Raw genomic sequence first — 23197 nt, 5'->3', positions numbered from 1 at the left:
GTTCGCTCGCTCATCACTCCACCACCGCCCCGGCCTCCAGGGCGAACAGCTCTCGCAACTGGCCGGTGGACAGCTCGGTGATCCACTGCTCGCCGGTGCCCACCACCCGCTGGGCGAGGGCCCGCTTGTCGGCGATCATCGCGGCGACCTTCTCCTCCACCGTGCCGGCGCAGACGAACTTGCGGACCTGCACCCGCCGGCGCTGCCCGATCCGGAACGCCCGGTCGGTCGCCTGGTCCTCGACCGCCGGGTTCCACCACCGGTCCACGTGCACCACGTGGTTGGCGGCGGTCAGGGTGAGCCCGGTGCCACCGGCCTTGAGGGAGAGGACGAACAGGGGCGGACCGTCCGCCGACTGGAAGCGCTGCACCATGGCGTCCCGCTCCGCCTTACCGAGACCGCCGTGCAGGAACAGCACCTCCCGGCCGAACCGCGCCGACAGGTGACCGCGCAGCATCGCCCCGAACTCGGCGTACTGCGTGAACAGCAGTGCCCGCTCCCCCGCCGCCAGCACCTCCTCCACGATCTCGGTCAGCCGGGAGAGCTTGCCGGAGCGGCCCTCCAGCGCCGAACCGTCGCGGAGCAACTGCGCCGGGTGGTTGCAGACCTGCTTGAGCCGGGTCATGGTGGCCAGCACCAGGCCGCGGCGCTCGATGCCGTCACTGGTCTCGATCCGGGCGAGCATGTCGTCGACCACCACCCGGTACAGGGCGGCCTGCTCCGCGGTGAGGTTGCAGAGCACCTCCATCTCCAGCTTCTCCGGCAGATCCGAGATGATCGACGAGTCGGTCTTGAGCCGGCGCAACACGAACGGGCCGGTGATCCGGCGCAACCGCTCGGCGGCCTCCGCGTCGCCGTGCCGCTCGATCGGCTCGGCGAACCGCTTGCGGAACGTCGCCGCCGGCCCGAGCAGGCCCGGGTTGGCGAACTGCATGATCGACCACAGGTCGGCGAGCCGGTTCTCCACCGGCGTACCCGTCACCGCCACCCGCTGCCGCGCCGGCAACGCGCGGACCGCCTCGGCCTGCCGGGTCGACGCGTTCTTGATCGCCTGCGCCTCGTCCACCACCACCCGGTGCCAGTCGATGCCGGCCAGGTCGACGGCGTCGCGGGCCGCCACCGAGTAGGTGGTGAGAACCAGGTCCGCGCCGTGCGCGGCCGCGGTGAACTCCGCCCCCCGCGCCCGCTCCGCCCCATGGTGTACGTGCACACGCAGCGTCGGCGTGAACCGTGCCGCCTCCCGTTGCCAGTTGCCGACCAGCGACATCGGACAGACCAGCAGGGTCGGGCCCGCCTCCGGCGGGTCCCCGGCGAGCAGCGCGAGCAGCTGGACGGTCTTGCCCAGCCCCATGTCGTCGGCGAGCACACCACCCAGACCGAGCGAGCGCAGGAAGGCCAGCCACGCCAACCCACGCTGCTGGTACGGGCGCAGCGTGCCCACGAAGCTCGGCGGCGGGTCCAGCGGGGTGAGTCGGCGCTCGACCGCACCGGCGAGCAGGTCACCCAGTGCCCCGTCGGCGGTCACCTCCAGCACCGGCAGCGCCCCGGTGGCCTCGCCGTCGGCCAGCCCGAGGCGCAGCAGGTCGGCGACGGTCAACTCACCCGCGGAGCGGAGCAGGCGCAGACCGGCGGCGAGCCGCCCCGGGTCCAGTTCCACCCACCGGCCACGCAGCCGCACCAGCGGGGTCTTCATCTCGGCCAGCGCCGCCAACTCGTCGGCGGACAGCGGGTGGTCACCGAGAGCGACCTCCCAGCGGTAGTCGACCACGGCGTCCAGACCGACACCGGCCTCGGTGCCACCCACCGTGCCGGGCGCGGTGCGACTGCGGGCCCGCAACCGGGCGCCGAGCCGCGCCGACGGGCGCTGCCACCAGGACGGCAGCAGCACCCCGAAACCGGCCGCGTGCAGCACCGGAGCACCCTCGCTGAGAAACCGGTGCGCCCCCTCGACGTCGAGGTCCATCGCCTCGGGGGCGGCGGTCCGCAGCGCCGCGTCCAGATCCGGCCAGAGCCGGCTGGCCCGACCCAACTCGGCCAGCAGCGTCTCCTGCGGGCTGGTCGTCCGGCCGGCCAGGCCGAGCGTCTGGGGCGCCCGCCACACCTGCCCGGCGTCGACGTGCAGACCGGGTTCGTCGGCTGCCTGCAACCCGAACTCCAACCGCCAGCGCCCACCGCCGGTCGGCTCGACCGACGCCGGCACCACGTCGGTCGGCCCTGGGCGGGTGGCCAGGATCGGCTCGGTGACCTCGTCGGGGGCCGGTTCCACCAGCCGGAAACTGGCCCGCACCGGGCCCCCGGCGGCGTCGCGCTGCCAGGCGTCCAGCTCGGCGTGCAGGGTGGCCAACGCGGCCGGGTCGAGGCTGAAGTCGCGCCGGGGGCCGGCGAGCGCCGCCAACCAGGCCGGCGCCGGCCCACCCGGCCGCAGCCCTCGCGCCAGGGTGGTGGTCGCCAGAGCGGCCCGCGCGGCGGCGTCGGTCAGCGCGTCCAACGCATCCGCGACCACGTCGGCGGCGGTCAGCTCACCACCGCCCGAACCGGTGGTGGCCGGCGTCGTGGCGGCCGGTGCCGTGGTGGCCAGATTCGTGGCGGTGAGGTCCGTGGCGGTGCTCGCGGTCAGCGGCCGAGCAGCGGCGATCGGCCTGGACCGAGAGGGAACGGCGGTGGACACGACGGCGGCTCGGGCGGCTGGCGGCAGGGCCAGCGCCAGCGAGCGCGCCCAGGCGGCGTCGGTGCCGGTCAGCAGCGGACGCCAGATCGCCTGGGCCGGCACCTGCGCGCCGGCTTCCGACAACGCATCCGCGCCCGACCGCGTGTTCGGCTCGATCGTGCGGACGCCGGGGAGAACTCGGCCACGGGTCACCAGGTCGGCGGCGAAGTCGGCCAGCTCGGCGAGGTGGCGCAGGGTGGCCCCGGGCACCGCCGGGAGTTCGTCCAGGGCGCGCAGGAGCGGCAGCGCGTCGTCCGGGGCGTACACCAGCACGGGGACCCGCCACCCGGCCAGGGTGAGCCGGCCGCGGGCCGGGGGTGCGACGGCGGTCCGGATCAGCTCGGGTGAGTCGGTCGGCGTGCCGCCCCGGGTGGGCAGGGTGAGCAGCGCGCCGTCCGGGCGGGCGGGCTCGGCGACGTCGGCGAGGACGGCGACCAGATCGGTGTGCCCGGCGGCGAAGGGATGTGGACGTTCCCGGGGCGGCCGACCGGCACGGGGAGGCTCCAGCGGCGCGGCGCTGTCCTCGGCCCAGACAGCCAGACCGCCGGTCGAGCTGTCGCCGGGCAGCCACAGCCCGTGGATGACCAGCACCTGCTCCCCCTCGTCGCCGCCCGCGCCCAGGATAGGCGGCCCCGGTGAGCTGGCGTCGGCACCCACCGACGAACCGGCGTATCCCGCCAGGGCTCACCGCGTCGCGGCAGAGCCTGCCCGGCGTGATCGACGCGGCTTCATTGAAATCGCGGTATCCCGGCGGGCCGGACACCCCGACTTCAGTGAATCCGTGTCAACCAAGCGGTTGCGGATGGCGGGTGGTGATCAGATCGCGCCGGACTCGCCGTCGGTCAGCTCGCGCAGGATGTCGGCGTGACCGGCGTGCCGGGCCGTCTCCTCGATCATGTGCACCAGGACCCAGCGCAGTGACACCTCGCCGAGCTGCGGGTGCGGCACCACGTGGTCGAGGTCGAGGCTCGCGGCGACCGACCGGGACCGGGCACAGGCCTGCTCGTACGCCTCGGTGAGCCCGACGACGGTTTCCTGCTCACCGAGCGTGAAGCTGGCCGCCGCGTCCTCCTCCGAGGTCAGGTAGACGTCGCCGGGCTCGGGGGCCAGCAGGGTCGGGAACCAGTTCCGTTCGACCAGGGTCAGGTGCTTGACCAGCCCGGCGAGCGTGGTCGCCGAGGGCACCAGCCGGCGGCGGGCGTCGGCGTCGGAGAGACCGCGCAGCTTGCGCAGCAGCACGCCCCGGTGGAAGTCGAGGAACGAGGTCAGGATGGCGCGCTCGTCGCCAACACGGGCGAGCACCGGACCGAGCATCGGATCGATCGTCTGCTCCATCCGCCGACCCTAGTCACGAAGCGGACTCCCCGCTGCCCCGCTATCCGCTGCGAGCGGGCGGCACTACAGGCAGGATGGGCGCATGGGTTCATCCGTGCAGATCCTTCTCGTCGGCGGCACGGCGGACGGGCAGACCATCACCGTCGAACTGGACAGCAACGGCCGTCCACCGCTGACCCACCACCACCTCGGCTCGGGTGGGCTCGCCGACGCACAGATCTACGAGTTGGAGACCGCCCGGGAGGACGCCCGCGAGTGGCGCTACCGGTGGACCGGCCCGGCGGTGTGACCGCCCCGGGTCAGACCCGGGTGAGGGCCTGACTGCGCAGGCTCTCCAACACGCCACGGATGACCTCCGAGGTGCCCCGCGCCTGGTCACACACCTCAGCCACCCGGCGGGCGGTGGCCTCGGCGCGTTGCTCCCGCTCGTCCCACAATCGGTCCACCTCGGCCAGCAGCGGCCCCTCGACCTCCCGCTCCACGCCGCGCAGGGCCGGCACGCCCAGTCGTTGGGCCAGGTCGAAGACCTTGCCGGCGTACGGCAGGGGCAGGAACGGTGTGCCGACCATCGCCGCGAAGATCAGGAAGTGCAGGCGCATACCGACAGCCAGGTCGAAGTGGCGCATCAGCCCGAGCACCTGTTGCGGCGAGTAGGTGCCGTGCAGGATCCGGCCCCGATCGGCGGCCACCATGTGCGACAGGACGCCGTGGGCGTGCCGGATGTCGTCGCGTTCCATCGGCACGAACAGGACGTACGCGTCGATCCGGTGCACCAGGAAGTCACCGATCTGGGCCAGCAGGCGGTGGTAGCCGTCCACGTCCAGGCGTTCGGCGGCCCGTCCCGGCTCCCGCACGCTGATCCCGACCAGGCGCTTGCCGACCGGCACACCCTCCTCGGCTAGCAGGTGCGCCGGGAAGTCCTCCGGCTGCAACAGAAAGGCCGGGTCCGCGGTGACCGTGATCGGGTTGAGCAGGCCCGCCTCCTCCAGCACCATCCGGGACTCCTGGTCCCGGACGGTCACCTGGGTCGCGCCGGAGAGCGTCTCCCGGACCATGCCGGTGTCCACCCCGTCGCTGAGCGGCCCGACCCCCACCGCGTACGTGATCAGCGGCAGGCCCCGCTCCTGCGCGACCCGGACCACCCGCAGGTAACGGCGGGCCTCCCGGTCGTAGAGGATGCCGCCGCCGCCCAGGATGAGCAGATCGAGCTGGGCCAGGACCAGGGCCGAGTCGGTGCGGCTGACGCCCTCCCAGGGCACCGCCTCGACGTCCGGGTGAGCGGCCCGGGTGTGCTCCGGGTTACGGGAGAAGACGATGATCCGGGCATTGGGCTCCTGCGTACGCAGATCGGTGAGCAGGCCGGTGAGGATCGCCTCGTCGCCGAGGTTTCGCCCACCGTACGAGCCCAGCACACCGATTGTCAGTCCGGCACCGTGCGTCATCCGTCGCTCCTCCCCAGGTGCGGTCCGCGCCGGTTTCCCGCTGGGCAGGTGAACAGTCCTGCCGGGGGGACCGTCCTGGATCTGCGTCCGGTCGCGCCGCCGACTCAGCCCGCCGGTTCGATGCGCTTCGCCATCTGCTGTGAGGTGACCTCGAAGCCCAGACTCCGGTAGAGCCCGATCGCCACGGTGTTCGTCCCGAACACGTTCAGGCCCAGCTCGGGCACCTTGAGCTGGGCGAGTTCGACTTCGATGAGCTGGATCATCCGCCGTGCGTAGCCGCGTCCCCGGTGCGCCGGCTGCACCTCGATGTTGTGGATCCAGGCGCGCTGGGAGTCGGTCGCGCCGGGCACGGCCACCCAGATCCAGCCGACCTCGGTGTCGTCGACCCGGGCCACGCGCAGCAGCGCCCCCTCGGTCGCCGCGCCCGCCGGCAGCGACTCCCGGATCTGGCTGGCCGACTGCGCGAGGGCCGCCTCCGGGGTCAGGCCACGGTGGGCCACCAGGTCCTCGGCGAACTCCTGCTCCAGCGCCACCAGCAGCCGGGCCAGGTCCTGCGCCGTCATCGGCGTCAACGTCAACTCCACAGTGGCTCCCCTTCGTCGTTGCCAGCGGGTAGTGCAGCAGAACCCACCCGGACTCGCCACCGGGTTCACCACGGCGGAACGGACGGGACGACCCGGGGGGCGCGACCCGGCCATGATGGCGACGTGCGGATCGCTCAGGTCAGCGACAGCCACCTCGACAATCCCGAGGGGGTGGCCACCTCTGTCGCCACCACCGTGGCTCTGCTGCGCGCCGCCGGGCACCGGGTCGTGCTGCACTGCCCCGGCCCCCTGTTCCGACGTCGCCGCCGACCGGGCGAGACGCCCTCGTTGTCGGTGCCGACCCGGCCGTACCGGCTGGCCCTGCCCCGGCCACCGGGCGCGCCGGTCGACGTGGTGCACGTGCACACCACCGGCCCGCTCGGCGTCGCCGGCCTGCGCTGGGCCGCCGCGCGGGGCGTACCGACCGTGCTGACCTGGCACACCGACCTGGTCGCGTACGCGGCGCACTACCCCGAGATCCCGATCGGGGCCGCGTACGCCGGCCTGCGGCTCGGCCTGCGCTGGCGGGTGCGGGACCTGTGGGCGCTCGCCCGTCCGGGGCGCGGGCGGCAGACGCGACTGGTGGCGCTCGGTCGGTGCCTGCTGGCGCACACCAGCGTCCTGATCACGCCCTCGGCGAAGACCGCGACGATGATGGCGGCGATGGGTGGGCGTACCCCCATCGTCGTCCTGCCGACCCCGACCGCCGCACCGCTGGCCGACGCCGACGACCGGCGGCGGTTACGGGCCCGGCTGGGCATCGCGGCGGACGCGCCGGTGCTGCTCGCGGTGGGCCGCGCCACGCCGGAGAAGAACCCCGGGCTGCTGCTGGCCGCGTTCGCCCAGGTCCGCCGCGAGTTGCCAGCGGCCCAACTGGTGCTGCTCGGTGCCCGGCGGCACCGGCTCGCGGTCCGCCGGACGGCCCGCCGGTACGGCGTGGCCGACGCGCTGCACCTGCTGCGCCCGGTGCCCCGCGACCGGGTCGGCGCCCACTACCGGACGGCGGACGTGCTCGCGTTCACCTCCACCACCGACACCCAGGGCCTGGTGCTCTGCGAAGCCGAGGCGTACGGACTGCCGGTGGCCATGGTGGACACCCAGTTGGTCGAGCGCCCCGGCACCGGCACCACCCGGCCGGTCGCCGAGCCCACCGCGGCGGCCTTCGGGGCGTTGCTGACCCGGCTGCTGACCGAGCGGGAGCTGCGCGCGGGCGTGATCCGGGACGGCCGGGCGGCGGTGGCGGCCTGGTCCGGTGAGCGTTACCTGGCCGAGTTGGTCAAGCTGTACGCGACGCTGCCGCCAGTCAGCGCAGCGGAGGCGACGACAGCCGGCCCATTCGGGGGCAGCTGCTCGTCGAGGCGGCGGTGGTAGCGCCGCGGGTGACCGGCCGGATCCTTCGGATGAGCACCGCGGTGGTGGTCGCCGCCGGGCTGGTCCTCTCCGTGGTCGCCGCCCGTGACGAGCCCGTCGAGCTGCTGTTCTACTTCACCGTGCAGGTCAACCTGGCCTACCTGGTGGTGCTGCTGACCGGCGGCGGCGACCGGGTGCGCACCGCGCTCACCGTCTACCTCGTCGGCACCGCCCTGGTCTTCGTCCTCGTGCTGGCCAACCCGTGGAGCGGCTACGCCATGGTGGCCGTCGCCGACGCTCGGGGGCCGGTCTCCGACGCCGGCAACCTGCTGCTGCACGTTGTGACGCCGCCGCTGGCCGCCGCCCTGTGGCTCAGGCACCGACCCCGGGTCGCGCTGCGCCCGGCGTACGCGGTCAGCCTGCTCGGTTATCCGCTGCTGTGGCTGACGGTCATCCTGGCCCGGGGCACCGTCAGCCGGGCCGAGGACCGCTATCTCTACCCGTTCCTCGACGTGCCCCGACTCGGCTATCCCACGGTCGCCCGCAACGCCCTGCTCTTCGCGGTCACGCTGCTCCTCATCGCGCTGGCCGCAGTGCACCTGACCCGGCGGCGGGCAATTGGGTTGTCCGGTGGCGTGGACGGGGCGCACGGTGAGTAGGTGACGCAGCAGACCACCAACCGGATCGGCTGGACGGACCTGCCCGAGCGGGTCCGGACGTCGGTGCAGGAAATCATCGGCGACCGGGTGGTCGAGGCGGTGTCCCAGCCGGGCGGCTACTCGCCGGGCACCGCGGACCGGGTCCGCACCGCGACCGGCCGGCGAGCGTTCGTCAAGGCGATCAGCCCGGCACAGAACCCGGACAGCCCCGGGATGCACCGAGCGGAGGCCCGTACGGCCGCCGCAATGCCGGCCTCGGCACCGACGCCCCGGTTGTTGGGCTGCCACGACGACGGCGAGTGGGTGGCCCTGGTCTTCTCCGACGTTGACGGGCGACACCCGGCCACCCCGTGGCGGTCCGACGAGCTGACCCGCGTCCTGAATGCCCTGGAGGTGATGGCCACCGCGCTGACGCCGAGCCCGGTGACGCACGTGCCGACCGCCGCCGACCGGCTCGCCGAGAACTTCGCCGGCTGGCACCGGATCGCCGCCGACCCACCGGCTGTGCTGGCCCCCTGGGCACGGGAGCACCTGGGCCACCTGCGCGCCGCCGCCGACCACGGCCTCGCCGCGCTGACCGGTGACACGCTCTGCCACGTGGACATACGGGCCGACAACCTGCTGCTCGACGCGACCGGCACGGTCACCGTCGTCGACTGGCCGTCGGCCTGCCGAGGGCCGGCCTGGCTGGACACCGCGCTGCTGCTGGTCAACGTCCGCCTGCACGGTGGGCACGACACCGAGTCGCTGCTGCGCCGGCTGCCCATCACCGCCGAGGTCGACCCGACGACGCTCACCGGGGTGTACGCCGGGCTGGCCGGGTACTTCGCCGACCGCGCGCGTCGTCCACCGCCGCCCGGCATCCCCACCGTCCGCGCGTTTCAGCAGGCCCAGGCCGACGCCCTGCTCCCGTGGCTGGCCACCCGCCTCCGCTGACCCGGCGGGGTCAGGGTGCCGTCGGCGTCGACTCCAGGTGACCCGCCAGGTGCGCCAGGTCGGCAAGGCGCAGATCGCCGTCGAGTCCCTTCAGCGCGGCGGTCATCGCGCCGGCCGCCCGCCCCGCCCGCAGCCCGACCTCGGCGTCCTCCACGACGAGGCACCGCGCCACGGGCACGCCCAGCAGAGCGGCGGCCCGCAGGTAGCCCTCCGGGTCCGGTTTGCCCACCCGCACGTCCTCCACCGTGACCAGCACCGGCGCGACGATGCCGGCGGCACCGAGCCGAGCCTCGGCCAGTCGCGCGTCGGCGCTGGTCACCACCGCCCAGGGCAGCCCCAACCGGGCCAGCGCGCTCAGCAGGTCGTGCGCCCCGACGGTGGCCGTCACGTCGGACAGGTCGTCGTACTGCAACGAGAGCTGCCGCGCCGCCGCCACGGCGACCGCGCTGTCGTCGAGCGCGGGCAGCAGCCGGCGGATGGTCCGGTCGGCGGGGCTGCCGTGCGCGATCGCCAGCGCCGCAGCCGGGTCGACGGCGTACTCGACGGCCCACCGCTCCCAGGCCCGCTCGACGGCGGCGTCGGAGTCGACCAGGGTGCCATCCATGTCGAACAGCACCGCGCCAATGCCTGCCAGGTCCACGCTCACGCTCCCCCTGTGACTCGTCGGACGACACTAGCCGCTCCCCCACCCCAAGATCCGCGCAACGTCGGGGATCCTGCTGCCTCGCCGACTGCTGAGGCAGCAACAACACTGACGTTGTGCGGATCGTGACGGGTTGGCGTGGGGTGGTGCGCTTCAGGCATCGTTGTGCAGCACCCCGCGTACCGCTTCTACGAACGAGATCCGGTGCTTCGTCCGTGCCTCGATCGCGACCAGCCAGCGTTCCCGATGGCCCTCACGCAGGGGCACCGGTGGGCCGCCCGGCTCCTCGCCCAACCGGCGCTGGTCCGCGTGCTCCGCACCGATGCTGGTCAACACCGACCGGGCCGCCGACACCACCTCCGCCGGCCCCTCCAGCAACACCAGGTTGTACGCCTCGTCCACGCCGCGCATCGCCGCGTACGCCTCGTCGTAGCCCGGCACCGGCTCACTCCCGCCGGCGTCGAGCCACCGCCGGTCCAACTGCCGGTACGCCTGGTCGCACGCGCTGAGGAACCCGACGTACGCGTCCCGCCGTAGCTCGTCCCGGCGCGTCGCCCGCCGTTCGACGCTCTCCTGACCGGCCACGGTGAGCTGGTGGGCCAGTTGCCGTCGGGTGCTCAGCGCGCCGACCAACCCGGTCAGGGCGGCGGCGGCCAACGTGGACAGTGAGGTGATCAGCGCGACGGCGACAGTGTCCTGCACCCGCCCATCATGGCGGTGCCCCGCGGCGGTCGTCGCAATGGCCGGCGGATGAGCGATGGGAGAGAAATTCCGTTTGCTCGCCGGCCACTCTCGCTCTTACTGAGCGAACTCCGCCTCCAGCAGATCAGCTGCCGCTTCGCCGATGGAGGTGAACTCTTCCCGGGGGATCCTGGCAACGAAGATTTTTCCCAGCTCATCCGGAAAGGGGTGGGTCCCTCGCCAGAACTCGAACATGATCACCAGATCGTCGTCCAGGTAGGCGAACGTTGACACGTTGTCGACGGTCTCGTTCCACCGCAAAAACCAGAACTGCTGCGCGAACTCCGTCTCATCCGTGCGGAGCAGCCGGAATATCTCCTCCGGTGCCCGGCCCGGGAAGGGGCAAGGGGGGACGTCGCCTCGGCGCACCCGCTCTGCCTCGAGCCGCAGGTAGTGAGCGAAGGAAGGAACGTAGGCCGCGTTGTCGTCGGTGGTGAGCCACTTACCAGCCGCCCACAGATCGACGACGCGGAGCGCGGGCGAGATGGCCTGGCCCACTTCCACGCAGAATCTTGCTCGATCACCGAATCGTCGTGCCATCAGTCCGCGAAGGTAGCAGCCTGCTGGGACTGACCCTCCCAGAGAGGTGTCGTCTCAACGTGGGCGGGTGCTCGCTGGACGATCAAGCGTGCGGAACGTGCTGGACGCCCTCGACGTTTTCCTGGTCGGAGGGGGTGGTGGGCGCGGCAGGTTTCGAACCTGCGACCCCCCGCTTGTAAGGCGGGTGCTCTCCCACTGAGCTACGCGCCCGGATCGCCCGTGCGGCGGGCCGGTGGTGGGCAAGCTTACCTTGCTCGCCGCCGGCCCGGGCGCACGGCGTACCCCGGTCAGATGGCCGCTTCGGCGATGGCCTTGCGCCAGCCCTGCTGGTCGCGGGCCTCGCCCGGGCCGTTCATCTCGGCGAAGCGGACCACGCCGGTCCTGTCGATGACGAAGGTGCCCCGGTTGGCGAACCCGGCGACGTCGTTGAAGACCCCGTACGCCTGGGCGACGCCGCCGTGCGGCCAGAAGTCCGCCAGCATGGGGAACTGGTAGCCCTCGCGGTCAGCCCAGATCTTGTGGCTGTAGGCAGAGTCGACGCTGACGGTCAGCACCTGGACGTCGTCGTTCACGTACTCGTCGAGGTTGTCCCGTATCTCGGACAACTCACCCTGGCAGGTGCCGGTGAAGGCGAGCGGGTAGAAGACCAGCAGGACGGCGCGGCGGCCCCGAAAGGCGGAGAGCCGGACCTCCTGGTTGTTCTGGTCCTTCAGCACGAAGTCCGGTGCCTCGGCACCAACCTCGATGGGCATACGAACTCTCCTCGGGTCGGGTCACGGAAACGGCACCGGCTTGCCACCCGGCGGTGCGGACCGCCGGGCGTGCGAAGCGGCACGGGCTACTTCTTGGCCTTGGCCCCTCGGCGCAGCACCAGGCGTGCGCCGCTCCAGTCCCGGCCGGCGTTGACGGTCGAGGTCTGCTGAAGGCCGGCGGTGGGCGCGGACTCCGCGACCTCACTCGGCTCGACGTGCCCGTCACGCCCCGCCTTCGGGGTGAGGAGCCACACGACCCCGTTGTCGGCCAGCGGGCCGAGGGCATCGACGAGAAGCTCGAAAAGGTCACCGTCGCCGTCGCGGTACCACACCAGCACGGCGTCGACCACCTCGTCGGTGTCCTCGTCGACCAGATCTCCACAGCGGTCGGTCAGGGCGTCTCGGAGATCCTGGTCGACGTCGTCGTCGTACCCCATCTCCATGACGACCATCCCCGGTTCGATTCCGAACCGGTCCGCCAGGCTGCGTACCCCGTCGGCGGCCTGACCAGCGGTCGCGCTCACTGTCGCGTGCCTCCTCATCTCGTCCCTGCTCGCGGCGTCGGTGCGACGCCGTCAGGCAAAGTCCACACAGTTGTGCGTCCGCGCGCAAGTGGCGCACCGGGTGGAACGGAATTTACCGTGCCAGCAGCGTACGGGCACCGTCGGTAATGGCTTCCGCGGAGACCAGTACGTGACGTGCTGCCGGACCTAATGGTACAAACGAGTCAACTCCCGCCACTCGCCGTGCGGCACCGACATATCCGGCGTCGACCAGCGCGGCGATCACCCCCTCGCCGACCCCGCCGGAGCGGCGTGTCTCGTCGACGACCAGCACCCGACCGGTCGCCGAGGACTCCCGGATGATGTCGGCCACCGGCAGGGGTGCCACCCAGCGCAGGTCCACCACCCGGGTGCCCACCCCCTCCTCGGCGAGGACGGCGGCGGCCCGCAACGACATCCGCACCCCGTTACCGAAGGTGATGATGGTCAGGTCGTCCGCCGAGCCGACCCGGTAGACCCGGGCCCGCCCGATCGGCACGTGCCCGGCCACCCACGCCCCCGGCTCCGGGTACCCGGCCAGCCACTCCCCGTCACCATCGGCGTACAGGTCACGGGTGTGGTAGAGCGCGATCGGCTCCAGGAACACGCAGACACTGCCGTCCACCGCCGCGCTGGCCAGGCAGGTCCGCAGCATGGGCGCGGCGTCGTCCGGCCGCGCCGGCACCGCGACCACCAGACCGGGCACATCCCGGAGTACGGCCACCGAGTTGTCGTTGTGGAAGTGCCCGCCGAACCCCTCCTGGTACGCCAGCCCGGCCACCCGCACCACCATCGGGTTGCGGAACGCCCCCTGCGAGAAGAACCGCATGGTGGCCGCCTCGCCGCGCAGCTGGTCCTCGGCGTTGTGCAGGTACGCCAGGTACTGGATCTCCGGCACCGGCAGCATCCCGGCCAGTCCCGCGCCCAGGCCCAGCCCCAGCACCGACGTCTCGTCCAGCAGGGTGTCGAACACCCGGGCCGCCCCGAAACGGTCGCGCAGCCCCTTCGTCACCCCGTACACGCCGCCCTTGGCGGCCACGTCCTCCCCGAAGACCGCCATCTGCGGGTGGTCGAGCATCCCGTCGGCGAGCGCGGCGTTGATGCTCTGCGCCAGGGTCATCGGCCCGCTCAGCTCCGGCGGCTTGCCACCGAACGCCTCCGCCCGGGCACCCGCACCCGGGCCGCTGGCCCGCGCCGCGGCGTCGGCCACCGCCCGCGCCACCCGCACCGGGCGGCGTGGCGCCAACGCCGACACCACGTCGGCCGCGGAGGCCAGCTTCGGCTCGCCCAGCACCTCCTCGGCCAGCCGGCGTACCTGCCAGCCGGTCTCGTCGTACCGGGCCAGCAGCTCCTCGCCGGTCGCCACACCGGCGTCGACGAGCAGCCGCGCGGTGGCGGCCACCGGGTCCCGGTCCAGGTCCTCGGCCAGCTCGGCCGTGCTGCGGTACGCCGACTCCGCGTCCGCCCCGGCGTGCCCCATCAGCCGTACGGTGCGCAGGTGCAGCACGGCCGGGCGCCGGTTGCGACGTACCCAGGCCGCGGCCTCCACCGCCACCGCGTACGTCTGCACCGGGTCGGCCCCGTCCGCGCTGAAGTAGCGGATGCCCGGCTTGGCCCGCAGGGTCGCCTCGACCCAGCCCTCAGGTGTTCGGACGCTGATGCCCAGCCCGTTGTCCTCGCAGACGAAGAGCACCGGGATGCGCAGGCCGGCGTGGTCGTACCACCCGGCGGTGTTGAAGGCGGCGGTGGCGCTGGCGTGGTTGACCGAGGCGTCGCCGAACGAACAGACCACGATCGCGTCCGGTGGCCAGGGGGCGTGGGCAGCGCCCGCACCGCTGCCGACCCGGACCCCCGCCCCGGTACGCCGCCCGGCGCTGTCCAGCCGCCGCAGCCGTTCCACGGCCAGTCCCATGCCGACCGCGCGGGGCAGGTGCGAGGCGATGGTGGAGGTGGTCGGCACGATGGCCAGATCGGCCCGGCCGAACACCTTGTGCCGGCCGCCGGCGATCGGCTCCTGGCTGGAGGCGACCATGCCGCGCAGCACGTCCCGTGCCGCGTCCACGTACGCCGCGAACCCACCGGTGGGCGGCTCGGTGCCGGACGGCTCGGACTGGTCGGCTGGCTCGGACTGGTCGGCTGGCTCGGGTTCGGCGGTCAGGTCCGGGTCCACGGCTCGCTGCGGGTTCGCGGTGGGCTGCGTGCCGGGCTGCGTGCCGGCGGCCTGCGTGCCGGCGACGGGCTGCGTGCCAGCGGCCGACTGCGTGCCAGCGGCCGACTGCGTGCCGGCGGCGGCCTGCGCGTGCACGACCGGGGTCGCTTCGGCGGCGGCCTGCGCGGCGCGCTGGCAGTAGAACGCGCCGGAGCGGTAGTGCAGCAGCGCCGGATCGGTGGGGCGCAGGGCGGCGGCGACCGCGGCGTTGCCCTCGTGCCCGGCCGAGCTGATCGTGTAGAAGCCCTCCCCGAAGCTGCGCAGCCAGCGGCCGGCCAGGTCGAGCTGCCGGCTGGTCACCTGGGCGTCGAACAGGTCCAGCACCTGGGCACCGGTCAGCGGGGCGTCGTCGGTGACCGGGTCAACGGGATCACGCCGTCGCTGCGCGGCGGGCAGCGCCGCCAGCGTCTCCCGGAATCGGTCGTCGAGGTCTTGCGGGGTGGTCACGTCGGACAGCATTACCGACGGGAGGCCTGGTCGCCCAGTGGGACACGGCCGGCGCGGGTCGACTCACTCCGGCCCGCAGGGCTCCGGAAAGCCACCGTCGGACACCTTCCACACCAGGTCACGAAGGGTGCTCAGCTCCCGGTCGGTCAGCCCCGACAGCAGTCGGGAGTCGGACATCACCTCGGTCACCCGGTCCCGTTCGACGCGGCCCTTCTCGGTCACCACCAGGGTCTTCTGCCTGCGGTCCGCCGGGTCGGTGCGGCGTTCGACCAACCCGGCCTGCTCCAGCTTGTCGACCAGCACCGTCACGTTCGACCGGTCGCAGCCCAGTTGACCGGCGAGGTCACGGGCGGGCAGCGGGTGGTCCGGGTCCAGTTCGCGCAACGCCCGGGCCGCCGCCGGGGTGAGTCCCAGCTCGGCGAACGCGGAGCCCTGCCTGTGACGCAGGGCGTCGCTCACGTGGGCCATCCGGCGCAGCACATCGGCGGCGAGACCAGCCCGGTCCACCGGTCCACCTGCTGCGGAACCCACCTCCTGCGTCACGGCCACATCGTACGCACGGCGCCCGGTCGGCAAGGCCAGCGATCACGTTGGAGCCCACCGCCCACGGCGGCGACTCGGTTCGCGCCGCGGCTCGCTCGATCGGGGGTCACCGCAACGGTCGAGCCGGTCGTTCCGGGCGTCGGCCGGGGTCCCGCTGACCTGCCTGCTACCGCAACCGGCTGTGGACCGGCACTGGACCGGCCGGCCGAGGCAGCACCGATCCTGGCCGCAATCGGGCCGAAACGGACCGACCTGAACCGACCTCGGAGGCAAGCCCCTCGCTGACAACCCGACCGAAGCCCAAAGATCCGCGCAACATCAGGGAAAGTGCTGCCTCGGCGCGCGTCGAGGCAGCACTTTCGGGGAAGTTGCGCGGATCTTGAGGGCGCGACGGCGGCGTGAGGCGGCGATCCGCCGGCAGGGACGGGGCGATGGGCCTCCGCCCCGCGCAACATCCTGGTTGTAGTGGCATCCCGCGGGACCGACACCACTACAACCAGGATCGAGCACGATCTTGGCGCGAGGCGCGAGGCGCGAGGCGCGAGGCGCGGTCAGCCGGGGAGGAACGAGAAGCGGACCTGGCGGGTCGGGTTGTCGCCGTTGGTGTCGACCAGGCAGACGGACTGCCAGGTCCCGAGGGCCAGCCGGCCGCCGAGCACCGGCAGCGTGGCGTACGGCGGGACGAACGCCGGCAGCACGTGGTCCCGGCCGTGGCCGGGTGAGCCGTGCCGGTGTCGCCACCGGTCGTCGGTGGGTAGCAGCGCGTCGATGGCGGTCAGCAGGTCGTCGTCGGAGCCGGAGCCCGTCTCGATGATCGCGAGGCCGGCGGTGGCGTGTGGCACGAAGACGTGCAGCAGGCCGTCGCCCTCACTGGAGACGAACTGCTGGGCCTCTGCGGTGATGTCGTGGACGCTCGGGCGAGACCCGGTCCGGACGGTGATGACGTCGCTGCGCATACGTCGCATTCTGCCCGAGCGGGTCAGGACCCGCCGCCGCCACCGCTACCGGAGTCGCCGCCTCCACCGGAGGAGCCGCCACCGGAGTCGCCGCCGGACCAGCTCCAGCCATTCGAGTCGCCGTAGTACGTCGACGGGATGCTGGTGTCGGCGTGCCGTCGACGTGGGCCGGGCACGGCGCGTGCGGCCCGGCGTGACGCCGGAGCCCGGAGCCCGTCGCGTAACCGAACCGCACCGAACACGGCGGCCCCGCCCCCGAAAATCAGGATCGGCAGTGTGGCGAGGTTCCCGGCCAGCAGCACCGGCACGGCGAGGGCCGCCGCGAGCGTGCCAACCGCCAGGAGTGTGCCGCCAGCCACCACTCGTCGCGCGTTCATGTCCCGCACCGTAGCGGGGCCGGACAAGAGGGCGGTTTGACCCGCCGTCGCGCTAAGTTACCGGTGGGTACCTGTGTTGAGCGTCGCGTCAGGGGGCCCTAGACGTGACGACAGGTGCCACCAGAGGGCAGGATGGCGCTAGAGACCTATCCCACACACAACCGAGGGAACGCCTGTGGCTACGGAACGCAAGCGCCCGGTGATCAGCGACGGCCTACCGAGCCAGCTTCCGGACATCGACCCTGAAGAGACAAGCGAATGGGTCGAGTCGCTTGACGGTGTCATCGACGAACGCGGCGCCAAACGCGCCCGCTACGTCATGCTGCGCCTGCTGGAGCGGGCCCGTGAGCGCCAGGTCGGGGTTCCGCCCCTGACCACCACCGACTACATCAACACCATCCCGTCGGAACGCGAACCGTGGTTCCCGGGTGACGAGCACGTCGAGCGGCGGATCCGGGCGTACGTCCGGTGGAACGCCGCGATGCTGGTGCACCGGGCGCAGCGCCCGGAGATCGGCGTCGGCGGGCACATCTCGACCTTCGCCAGCTCGGCGTCGCTCTACGAGGTGGGCTTCAACCACTTCTTCCGGGGCAAGAACCACCCGGGCGGCGGCGACCACATCTTCTACCAGGGCCACGCCTCCCCCGGCATGTACGCGCGGGCGTTCCTGGAGGGGCGGCTCAGCGAGCACCAGCTCGACGGGTTCCGCCAGGAGTTGTCGCACCCCGGCGGTGGGCTGCCGTCGTACCCGCACCCGCGGCTGATGCCGGACTTCTGGGAGTTCCCCACCGTCTCGATGGGTCTCGGCGGTCTGAACGCGATCTACCAGGCCCGGTTCAACCGGTACATGCAGCACCGCGGCATCAAGGACACCTCGCAGCAGCACGTCTGGGCGTTCCTGGGCGACGGTGAGATGGACGAGCCGGAGACGCTGGGCGCCATCGGCGTGGCCGCCCGCGAGGAGCTGGACAATCTCACCTTCGTGATCAACTGCAACCTCCAGCGGCTGGACGGCCCGGTCCGGGGCAACGGCAAGGTCATGCAGGAGCTGGAGTCGTTCTTCCGGGGTGCCGGCTGGAACGTGATCAAGGTGGTCTGGGGCCGCGAGTGGGACCCGCTGCTCGCCGCGGACACCGACGGCGCGCTGGTCAACCTCATGAACACCACGACCGACGGCGACTACCAGACCTACAAGGCGGAGTCGGGCGCGTACGTGCGGGAGCACTTCTTCGGGCGCGACGCGCGGACCCGCAAGATGGTCGACCCGCTCAGCGACGACGAGATCTGGAACCTCAAGCGGGGTGGGCACGACTACCGCAAGCTCTACGCGGCCTACAAGGCGGCCACCGAGCACACCGGTCAGCCCACCGTCATCCTGGCGAAGACGATCAAGGGCTGGACGCTCGGCTCGCACTTCGAGGGCCGCAACGCGACCCACCAGATGAAGAAGCTGACGCTGGAGGATTTGAAGACCTTCCGCGACCGGCTCTACCTGGACATCCCGGACAAGGCGCTGGAGGACAACCCCTACCTGCCGCCGTACTACAACCCGGGTGAGAAGTCCGAGGAGATCCAGTACCTCAAGGAGCGGCGCCAGCAGCTCGGCGGCTACCTGCCGTCCCGGCGGACCAGCACCAAGCGGCTGACCATCCCCGGCCCGGAGCGGTTCGCCGACGTCAAGCGCGGCTCGGGCAAGCAGAAGGTGGCCACCACGATGGCCTTCGTCCGCCTGCTCAAGGACATCATGAAGGACAAGGAGTTCGGCAAGCGCTGGGTGCCGATCATTCCGGACGAGGCCCGTACCTTCGGCCTCGACTCGATCTTCCCCACCGCGAAGATCTACTCGCCGCACGGTCAGCGCTACACCTCGGTCGACCGGGAGCTGTTCCTGTCGTACAAGGAGTCGACGACCGGGCAGATCCTGCACGAGGGGATCAACGAGGCCGGCTCGGTGGCCTCGTTCACGGCGGCCGGTTCGGCGTACGCCACGCACGACGAGCCGATGATCCCGATGTACATCTTCTACTCGATGTTCGGGTTCCAGCGGACCGCCGACGGGCTGTGGGCGGCGGCCGACCAGATGGCGCGGGGCTTCCTGCTCGGCGCCACCGCCGGTCGCACCACGCTCAACGGTGAGGGCCTTCAGCACGAGGACGGCCACTCGCTGCTGATCGCCGCCACCAACCCGGCCGTGGTCGCGTACGACCCGGCGTTCTCGTTCGAGATCGCGCACATCATGGAGCACGGCCTGCACCGGATGTACGGGGACGCGCAGGAGAACGTCTTCTACTACCTGACGGTCTACAACGAGCCGATCCTCCAGCCGGCCGAGCCGGCCGGGGTGGACGTGGAGGGCCTGCTCAAGGGCATCTACCGCTACTCCCCGGCACCGGCGGTCGACGGCCCGAAGGCCAACGTGCTCGCCTCGGGCACCGGCATGCAGTGGGCGCTCAAGGCCCAGCAGCTGCTCGCCCAGGACTGGGGGGTGGCCGCCGACGTCTGGTCGGTGACCTCCTGGACCGAGCTGCGCCGCGACGCGGTGGAGACCGAGGAGTACAACCTCCTCAACCCGGGCGCCGAGGCGAAGGTTCCGTACATCCAGCAGAAGCTGGCTGACGCGGACGGTCCGAAGGTCGCGGTCAGCGACTGGATGCGGGCGGTGCCGGATCTGATCGCCCGCTGGGTGCCCGGCGACTACACGTCGCTCGGCACCGACGGCTTCGGCATGTCGGACACCCGGCACGCGCTGCGTCGGCACTTCCACGTCGACGCGGAGTCGATCGTGGTGGCCACGCTGCGGCAGCTCGCCCGCAGCGGCGCGGTGGCGGCCACCGTGCCGGCCGAGGCCGCCAAGAAGTACGCGATCGACGACGTCAACGCCGCCCCGGTCGGCGAGACCGGCGGCGACAGCTGATCCAGCACGACCAGAAGGGCCCGGCGCACAAGCGCCGGGCCCTTCTGTTTGGTACGACCGATCATGGAGTTGCGGTAGGGGACGAAGCGGTCAAGCCCCCTCGAACCAGGCACCACAACTCCATGATCGACCGGAGTGGGGGGCCCAGCACGGTTCGGGAGCCGGAAGCGGCGGCGGTCCGGGGTCCCTGGCGGGGATCCGGACCACCGCCGTCGCGGGTGACGCCGGGAGGATGGGCGCTCGTCAGCCGACGGCGGCCAGGTCGGTGAGCCGGGCCAGCGAGTCCTCCAGGTCGGCGCCGACCCGACGTAGTCCGAGGCGCAGCAGGGCCGCCTTGACCGGGCCGGCCGGCCAGCGGACCACGATGAGCCGCACGATGGTCCCGCCCTCCTCCTCGTCGGTGGTGAGCTGGACGTAGATCTCGGTGCGCGCCTCCGCCCGAGAGCCCGCGCCCCTGGCCCGTTCCCGCCAGCCGATCAACGTCGGCTCCTGGTAGGCGATCACCTCGGCCTCATGCGCCGAGCCGCGCCCCGCCTGGACCAGTTGTCGCCGGCCGAAGCCCTCTCCCGAGAGCACTTCGGCCGCGCGGACCCCCGCCAGCCAGGCCGGCAACTGCTCGGCCCGCTGGACGACATCCCAGACCACTTCAATCGGCGCCGCCACGTGCGCACTGCGTTCAACGAGGATCATTTCCGTCTTCCTCCGGTGAGGACATCCCACGATATCGGCACTCTATGCGTTAAATCGGACTTACCTGGACGGGTTCGGAAAAAGACACGCCGATCAACCATTGCGGATTGCGCCAGGCCGGCCTATGGCGCATTCATCAGGAGCGCTTTAAAGTCCCGAGCACGTTTCACGTTGACCGGGAGGGCGCATGTCGACCGCACCGATGCCCCAGTTCCCCGCCGGGTTCCGTTGGGGTGTCTCCACATCGGCCCACCAGATCGAGGGCGCCACCGCGGCCGACGGGCGCGGGCCGTCCATCTGGGACACGTTCGCGCACTCCCCCGGCCGGATCGGCGACGGCAGCACCGGCGAGGTGGCCTGCGACCACTACCACCGGCACACCGAGGACGTCGGGTTGCTGGCCGGGCTGGGCGTCTCGGCGTACCGGTTCTCGATCGCATGGCCCCGGGTGCAGCCAACCGGGACCGGCCCGGCCAACCCGGCCGGCCTGGACTTCTACGACCGCCTGGTCGACGAGCTGCTGGCCGCGGGCGTCGACCCGGTGGCGACTCTCTACCACTGGGACCTGCCCCAACCCCTCGAAGACGCCGGCGGCTGGCTGCACCGCGACACCGCCGCCCGGTTCGCCGAGTACGCCGACCTGACCGCCGCCCGACTCGGCGACCGGGTCCGGCTCTGGATCACCCTGAACGAGCCGTTCATCCACATGAGCCTCGGGTACGGCATGGGCGTGCACGCTCCCGGCCGGATGCTGCTCTTCGACGCCTTCCCGGCCGCCCACCACCAACTGCTCGGGCACGGGCTCGCGGTCGCCGCGCTGCGGGCCCGCACCACCAGCCCGGTGGCTATCGCCAACAACTACTCGCCGGTGCGGGTGCTCGGCGACCGCGACGCCGACCGGGCCGCCGGAGCCGCCTACGAGGCGCTGCACAACCGGCTCTTCACCGACCCGCTGCTCGGGCGCGGTTACCCGGAGCTGCCCGGCCTCGACCCCGGCGTCATCCACCCGGGCGACCTCGACACGATCGCCGCGCCGATCGACGTGCTCGGGGTCAACTACTACAACCCCACCGGCGTACGGGCCGCCGAGGAGGGTTCACCGCTGCCGTTCGACCTGGTGCCGTTGGACGGCTATCCGCGGACCGCCTTCGACTGGCCGGTGGCCCCCGACGGGCTGCACGAGCTGCTCGGCTGGCTGCACGACACCTACGGCGACGCGCTGCCGCCCATCGAGATCACCGAGAGCGGCTGCGCGTACGACGACGTGCCGGACGCCGACGGCCAGGTGGCCGACCCGGACCGGGTCGCGTACCTCGACGGGCACCTGCGCGCCGTCCGGGCCGCCATCGACGACGGTGTCGACGTGCGCGGGTACTTCGTCTGGTCGCTGCTGGACAACTGGGAGTGGGCCGAGGGGTTCACCAAACGCTTCGGTCTGGTGCACGTCGACTACGCCACCCAGAGGCGTACGCCGAAGTCGTCGTACACCTGGCTGCGGGACGTGATCGCGGCCTCCCGGGCGGGGTCGGCGCGGTGACCACCCTCGACCCGACGCCGGCGTCGCTGCCGGCGGCGCTCGCCGAGCCGACCGTGCCGGTGCGGCGCGGCTGGATCGGGTTGATCTTCGCCGCCAACCTGGGCGTCTGGATGGCGTTCTTCACGCCCATCCAGGTGCTGCTGCCCCAGCAGATCGAGCAGATCGCGCCCGGCGACAAGGAGAACATGCTGGCCGTGGTCACCGGCCTCGGCGCCCTGGCCGCGGTGCTGGCCAACCCCCTCGCCGGCGCGTTCTCCGACCGGACCTGCCTGCGGGTGGCCGGCCGCGAGTTCGGTCGCCGGCACGTCTGGACGGCGGGCGGGGCCCTGCTGGGCGCGGCGGCCCTGGTGTTGCTGGCCCAGCAGCGGACCATCCTCGGGGTCGCCCTCGGCTGGGTGGCCGCGCAGGTCTGCTTCAACGCGATGCTGGCCAGCCTCAGCGCCGCCGTCCCGGACCGGGTCCCGGTCACGCAGCGCGGCGGCGTCTCGGGCTGGGTGGGCATCCCGCAGGCGCTCGGGCTGGTGCTCGGCGCGGTGCTGGTGACCGCCGTGGTCACCGGCAACGCCGCCGGCTATCTGGCCATCGCCGTGGCCATCCTGCTGTTGTCGCTGCCGTTCGCGCTGTTCACCCCCGACGAGCCGCTGCCCCGTACGCATCGGCCGGTGGTGCGCACCCGGGCGCTGCTGGCCTCGATGTGGATCAGCCCGCGCCGGCACCCGGACTTCGCCTGGGCCTGGATCACCCGGTTCCTGGTCCAGCTCGGCAACGCCCTGGGCACCCTCTACCTGCTCTACTTCCTCACCGACGGGGTGCGTCACCCCGATCCCGAGGGTGGGCTGCTGGTGCTGATCCTGCTCTACACACTCGGCATGATGCTGACCGCGGTGGTCGCCGGGAAACTGTCGGACCGTTCCGGACGCCGCAAGATCTACGTCATCGCGTCCGGGCTGATCATGGCGGTGGCGGCGCTGCTGCTGGCGGTCGCGCCGGTCTGGCCGATGGCGATCGTCGCCGCGCTGCTGCTCGGCGCCGGCTACGGCGTCTACCTCGCCGTGGACGCCGCGTTGATCACGCAGGTGCTGCCCCGGGCCACCGACCGGGCCAAGGACCTGGGCGTCATCAACATCGCGAACTCCGCCCCGCAGGTGCTCGGCCCGGCGCTCTCCGCCCCGCTCGTCGTGTACCTGGGCGGCTACCCCACGCTCTACGCCGTCACCGCCGTGGTCACCCTGATCGGCAGCGCGCTGGTCGTCAAGATCCGTTCGGTGCCCTGAGTCGAGGCCCCTGGCGGAA

General features: G+C 72.3%; 20 protein-coding genes, 1 tRNA gene and 2 pseudogenes. 7 read left to right on the top strand and 16 right to left on the bottom strand.

Annotation, left to right across the window (positions count from 1 at the left end; all coding sequences use genetic code 11):
• Positions 1-13 precede the first annotated feature (13 nt).
• The 3 genes and pseudogenes from LADH09A_RS22730 to LADH09A_RS22725 all read right to left on the bottom strand — a co-directional run.
• A pseudogene (locus tag LADH09A_RS22730) lies at positions 14-2182 on the bottom strand (DEAD/DEAH box helicase); the annotation flags it as partial.
• 65 nt (positions 2183-2247) lie between these two features.
• Positions 2248-3298: pseudogene (locus LADH09A_RS32120) on the bottom strand (ATP-dependent helicase); the annotation flags it as partial.
• Positions 3299-3523: 225 nt separating this feature from the next.
• Positions 3524-4042, bottom strand: coding sequence for a DinB family protein (locus LADH09A_RS22725; RefSeq protein ID WP_238647485.1), 519 nt, complete (start codon positions 4040-4042; stop codon positions 3524-3526).
• 82 nt (positions 4043-4124) lie between these two features.
• On the opposite strand from LADH09A_RS22725, the gene LADH09A_RS22720 reads away from it, so the two are divergent.
• A complete protein-coding gene (locus tag LADH09A_RS22720; protein WP_238647484.1) occupies positions 4125-4331 on the top strand; it encodes a DUF8847 domain-containing protein in 207 nt (68 codons plus the stop codon).
• A gap of 10 nt (positions 4332-4341) precedes the next feature.
• Here LADH09A_RS22720 and LADH09A_RS22715 read toward each other — a convergent pair whose 3' ends face one another.
• Entirely contained in the window at positions 4342-5484 is a 1143-nt protein-coding gene (locus LADH09A_RS22715; protein ID WP_238647483.1) for a polysaccharide pyruvyl transferase family protein, read from the bottom strand.
• Between the two features lie 104 nt (positions 5485-5588).
• On the bottom strand, positions 5589-6068 hold the full coding sequence (locus LADH09A_RS22710; RefSeq protein ID WP_238647482.1) for a GNAT family N-acetyltransferase: 480 nt from the start codon (positions 6066-6068) through the stop codon (positions 5589-5591).
• A gap of 123 nt (positions 6069-6191) precedes the next feature.
• Between LADH09A_RS22710 and LADH09A_RS22705 the strand changes: the two genes are divergently transcribed.
• From LADH09A_RS22705 to LADH09A_RS22695, 3 genes are read left to right on the top strand one after another with little or no spacing between them, the layout of a single operon-like run.
• A complete protein-coding gene (locus LADH09A_RS22705; RefSeq protein WP_238647481.1) occupies positions 6192-7439 on the top strand; it encodes a glycosyltransferase in 1248 nt (415 codons plus the stop codon).
• A 29-nt stretch (positions 7440-7468) separates the two neighbouring features.
• Positions 7469-8077: a Pr6Pr family membrane protein gene (locus LADH09A_RS22700; RefSeq protein ID WP_238647480.1), complete on the top strand. Its 609-nt coding sequence runs from the start codon at positions 7469-7471 to the stop codon at positions 8075-8077.
• A complete protein-coding gene (locus LADH09A_RS22695; RefSeq protein WP_238647479.1) occupies positions 8078-9013 on the top strand; it encodes an aminoglycoside phosphotransferase family protein in 936 nt (311 codons plus the stop codon).
• A gap of 10 nt (positions 9014-9023) precedes the next feature.
• On the opposite strand, the gene LADH09A_RS22690 is transcribed toward LADH09A_RS22695, so the two are convergent.
• The 10 genes from LADH09A_RS22690 to LADH09A_RS22645 form a co-directional block, all read right to left on the bottom strand.
• Positions 9024-9653, bottom strand: coding sequence for an HAD-IA family hydrolase (locus LADH09A_RS22690; protein WP_238647478.1), 630 nt, complete (start codon positions 9651-9653; stop codon positions 9024-9026).
• A gap of 156 nt (positions 9654-9809) precedes the next feature.
• Complete coding sequence (locus LADH09A_RS22685; RefSeq protein ID WP_238647477.1) at positions 9810-10358, bottom strand: hypothetical protein; 549 nt, start codon at positions 10356-10358, stop codon at positions 9810-9812.
• A gap of 96 nt (positions 10359-10454) precedes the next feature.
• Positions 10455-10937, bottom strand: coding sequence for a hypothetical protein (locus LADH09A_RS22680; RefSeq protein WP_274529967.1), 483 nt, complete (start codon positions 10935-10937; stop codon positions 10455-10457).
• A gap of 135 nt (positions 10938-11072) precedes the next feature.
• Positions 11073-11147, bottom strand: a tRNA-Val gene (locus LADH09A_RS22675).
• A 77-nt stretch (positions 11148-11224) separates the two neighbouring features.
• Entirely contained in the window at positions 11225-11689 is a 465-nt protein-coding gene (locus LADH09A_RS22670) for a peroxiredoxin (protein WP_238647475.1), read from the bottom strand.
• 86 nt (positions 11690-11775) lie between these two features.
• Positions 11776-12213, bottom strand: coding sequence for a DUF3052 domain-containing protein (locus LADH09A_RS22665; protein WP_007463483.1), 438 nt, complete (start codon positions 12211-12213; stop codon positions 11776-11778).
• Between the two features lie 112 nt (positions 12214-12325).
• The gene (locus LADH09A_RS22660; RefSeq protein ID WP_238647474.1) at positions 12326-14899 is read right to left on the bottom strand and encodes a thiamine pyrophosphate-dependent enzyme; all 2574 of its coding nucleotides are present in this window, start codon (positions 14897-14899) and stop codon (positions 12326-12328) included.
• Between the two features lie 51 nt (positions 14900-14950).
• Entirely contained in the window at positions 14951-15355 is a 405-nt protein-coding gene (locus LADH09A_RS22655; RefSeq protein ID WP_179783512.1) for a MarR family winged helix-turn-helix transcriptional regulator, read from the bottom strand.
• A 626-nt stretch (positions 15356-15981) separates the two neighbouring features.
• Positions 15982-16386, bottom strand: a complete 405-nt coding sequence (locus LADH09A_RS22650) for a secondary thiamine-phosphate synthase enzyme YjbQ (protein ID WP_238647473.1) — start codon at positions 16384-16386, stop codon at positions 15982-15984.
• A 23-nt stretch (positions 16387-16409) separates the two neighbouring features.
• Positions 16410-16763 (bottom strand): hypothetical protein, encoded by a 354-nt coding sequence (locus LADH09A_RS22645; protein WP_238647472.1) that lies wholly within the window; start codon positions 16761-16763, stop codon positions 16410-16412.
• Positions 16764-16938: 175 nt separating this feature from the next.
• On the opposite strand from LADH09A_RS22645, the gene aceE reads away from it, so the two are divergent.
• The gene (gene aceE, locus LADH09A_RS22640; RefSeq protein ID WP_308194662.1) at positions 16939-19677 is read left to right on the top strand and encodes a pyruvate dehydrogenase (acetyl-transferring), homodimeric type; all 2739 of its coding nucleotides are present in this window, start codon (positions 16939-16941) and stop codon (positions 19675-19677) included.
• Positions 19678-19920: 243 nt separating this feature from the next.
• Here the strand turns inward: aceE and LADH09A_RS22635 are convergent, their stop codons facing one another.
• On the bottom strand, positions 19921-20367 hold the full coding sequence (locus LADH09A_RS22635; RefSeq protein WP_238647471.1) for an SRPBCC family protein: 447 nt from the start codon (positions 20365-20367) through the stop codon (positions 19921-19923).
• A gap of 187 nt (positions 20368-20554) precedes the next feature.
• On the opposite strand from LADH09A_RS22635, the gene LADH09A_RS22630 reads away from it, so the two are divergent.
• Positions 20555-21904 (top strand): GH1 family beta-glucosidase, encoded by a 1350-nt coding sequence (locus LADH09A_RS22630; RefSeq protein ID WP_238647470.1) that lies wholly within the window; start codon positions 20555-20557, stop codon positions 21902-21904.
• Entirely contained in the window at positions 21901-23178 is a 1278-nt protein-coding gene (locus tag LADH09A_RS22625) for an MFS transporter (RefSeq protein ID WP_238647469.1), read from the top strand. The genes LADH09A_RS22630 and LADH09A_RS22625 overlap by 4 nt, the downstream gene beginning before the upstream one ends.
• Positions 23179-23197 lie beyond the last annotated feature (19 nt).

Origin of the sequence: Micromonospora cabrerizensis, from assembly GCF_022230955.1 — a bacterium.
GTDB lineage: Bacteria > Actinomycetota > Actinomycetes > Mycobacteriales > Micromonosporaceae > Micromonospora > Micromonospora cabrerizensis.
This window is presented reverse-complemented; position numbering and strand designations above follow the sequence as displayed.

Excerpts from the sequence above, each read along its gene's own strand:
- LADH09A_RS22725 (WP_238647485.1), bottom strand. The coding sequence starts at position 4,042 with ATGGAGCAGACGATCGATCCGATGCTCGGTCCGGTGCTCGCCCGTGTT.
- LADH09A_RS22720 (WP_238647484.1), top strand. The coding sequence starts at position 4,125 with ATGGGTTCATCCGTGCAGATCCTTCTCGTCGGCGGCACGGCGGACGGG.
- LADH09A_RS22715 (WP_238647483.1), bottom strand. The coding sequence starts at position 5,484 with ATGACGCACGGTGCCGGACTGACAATCGGTGTGCTGGGCTCGTACGGT.
- LADH09A_RS22700 (WP_238647480.1), top strand. The coding sequence starts at position 7,469 with ATGAGCACCGCGGTGGTGGTCGCCGCCGGGCTGGTCCTCTCCGTGGTC.
- LADH09A_RS22680 (WP_274529967.1), bottom strand. The coding sequence starts at position 10,937 with ATGGCACGACGATTCGGTGATCGAGCAAGATTCTGCGTGGAAGTGGGC.
- LADH09A_RS22670 (WP_238647475.1), bottom strand. The coding sequence starts at position 11,689 with ATGCCCATCGAGGTTGGTGCCGAGGCACCGGACTTCGTGCTGAAGGAC.
- LADH09A_RS22660 (WP_238647474.1), bottom strand. The coding sequence starts at position 14,899 with ATGCTGTCCGACGTGACCACCCCGCAAGACCTCGACGACCGATTCCGG.
- LADH09A_RS22655 (WP_179783512.1), bottom strand. The coding sequence starts at position 15,355 with ATGGCCCACGTGAGCGACGCCCTGCGTCACAGGCAGGGCTCCGCGTTC.
- LADH09A_RS22650 (WP_238647473.1), bottom strand. The coding sequence starts at position 16,386 with ATGCGCAGCGACGTCATCACCGTCCGGACCGGGTCTCGCCCGAGCGTC.
- LADH09A_RS22645 (WP_238647472.1), bottom strand. The coding sequence starts at position 16,763 with ATGAACGCGCGACGAGTGGTGGCTGGCGGCACACTCCTGGCGGTTGGC.
- LADH09A_RS22635 (WP_238647471.1), bottom strand. The coding sequence starts at position 20,367 with ATGATCCTCGTTGAACGCAGTGCGCACGTGGCGGCGCCGATTGAAGTG.
- LADH09A_RS22630 (WP_238647470.1), top strand. The coding sequence starts at position 20,555 with ATGTCGACCGCACCGATGCCCCAGTTCCCCGCCGGGTTCCGTTGGGGT.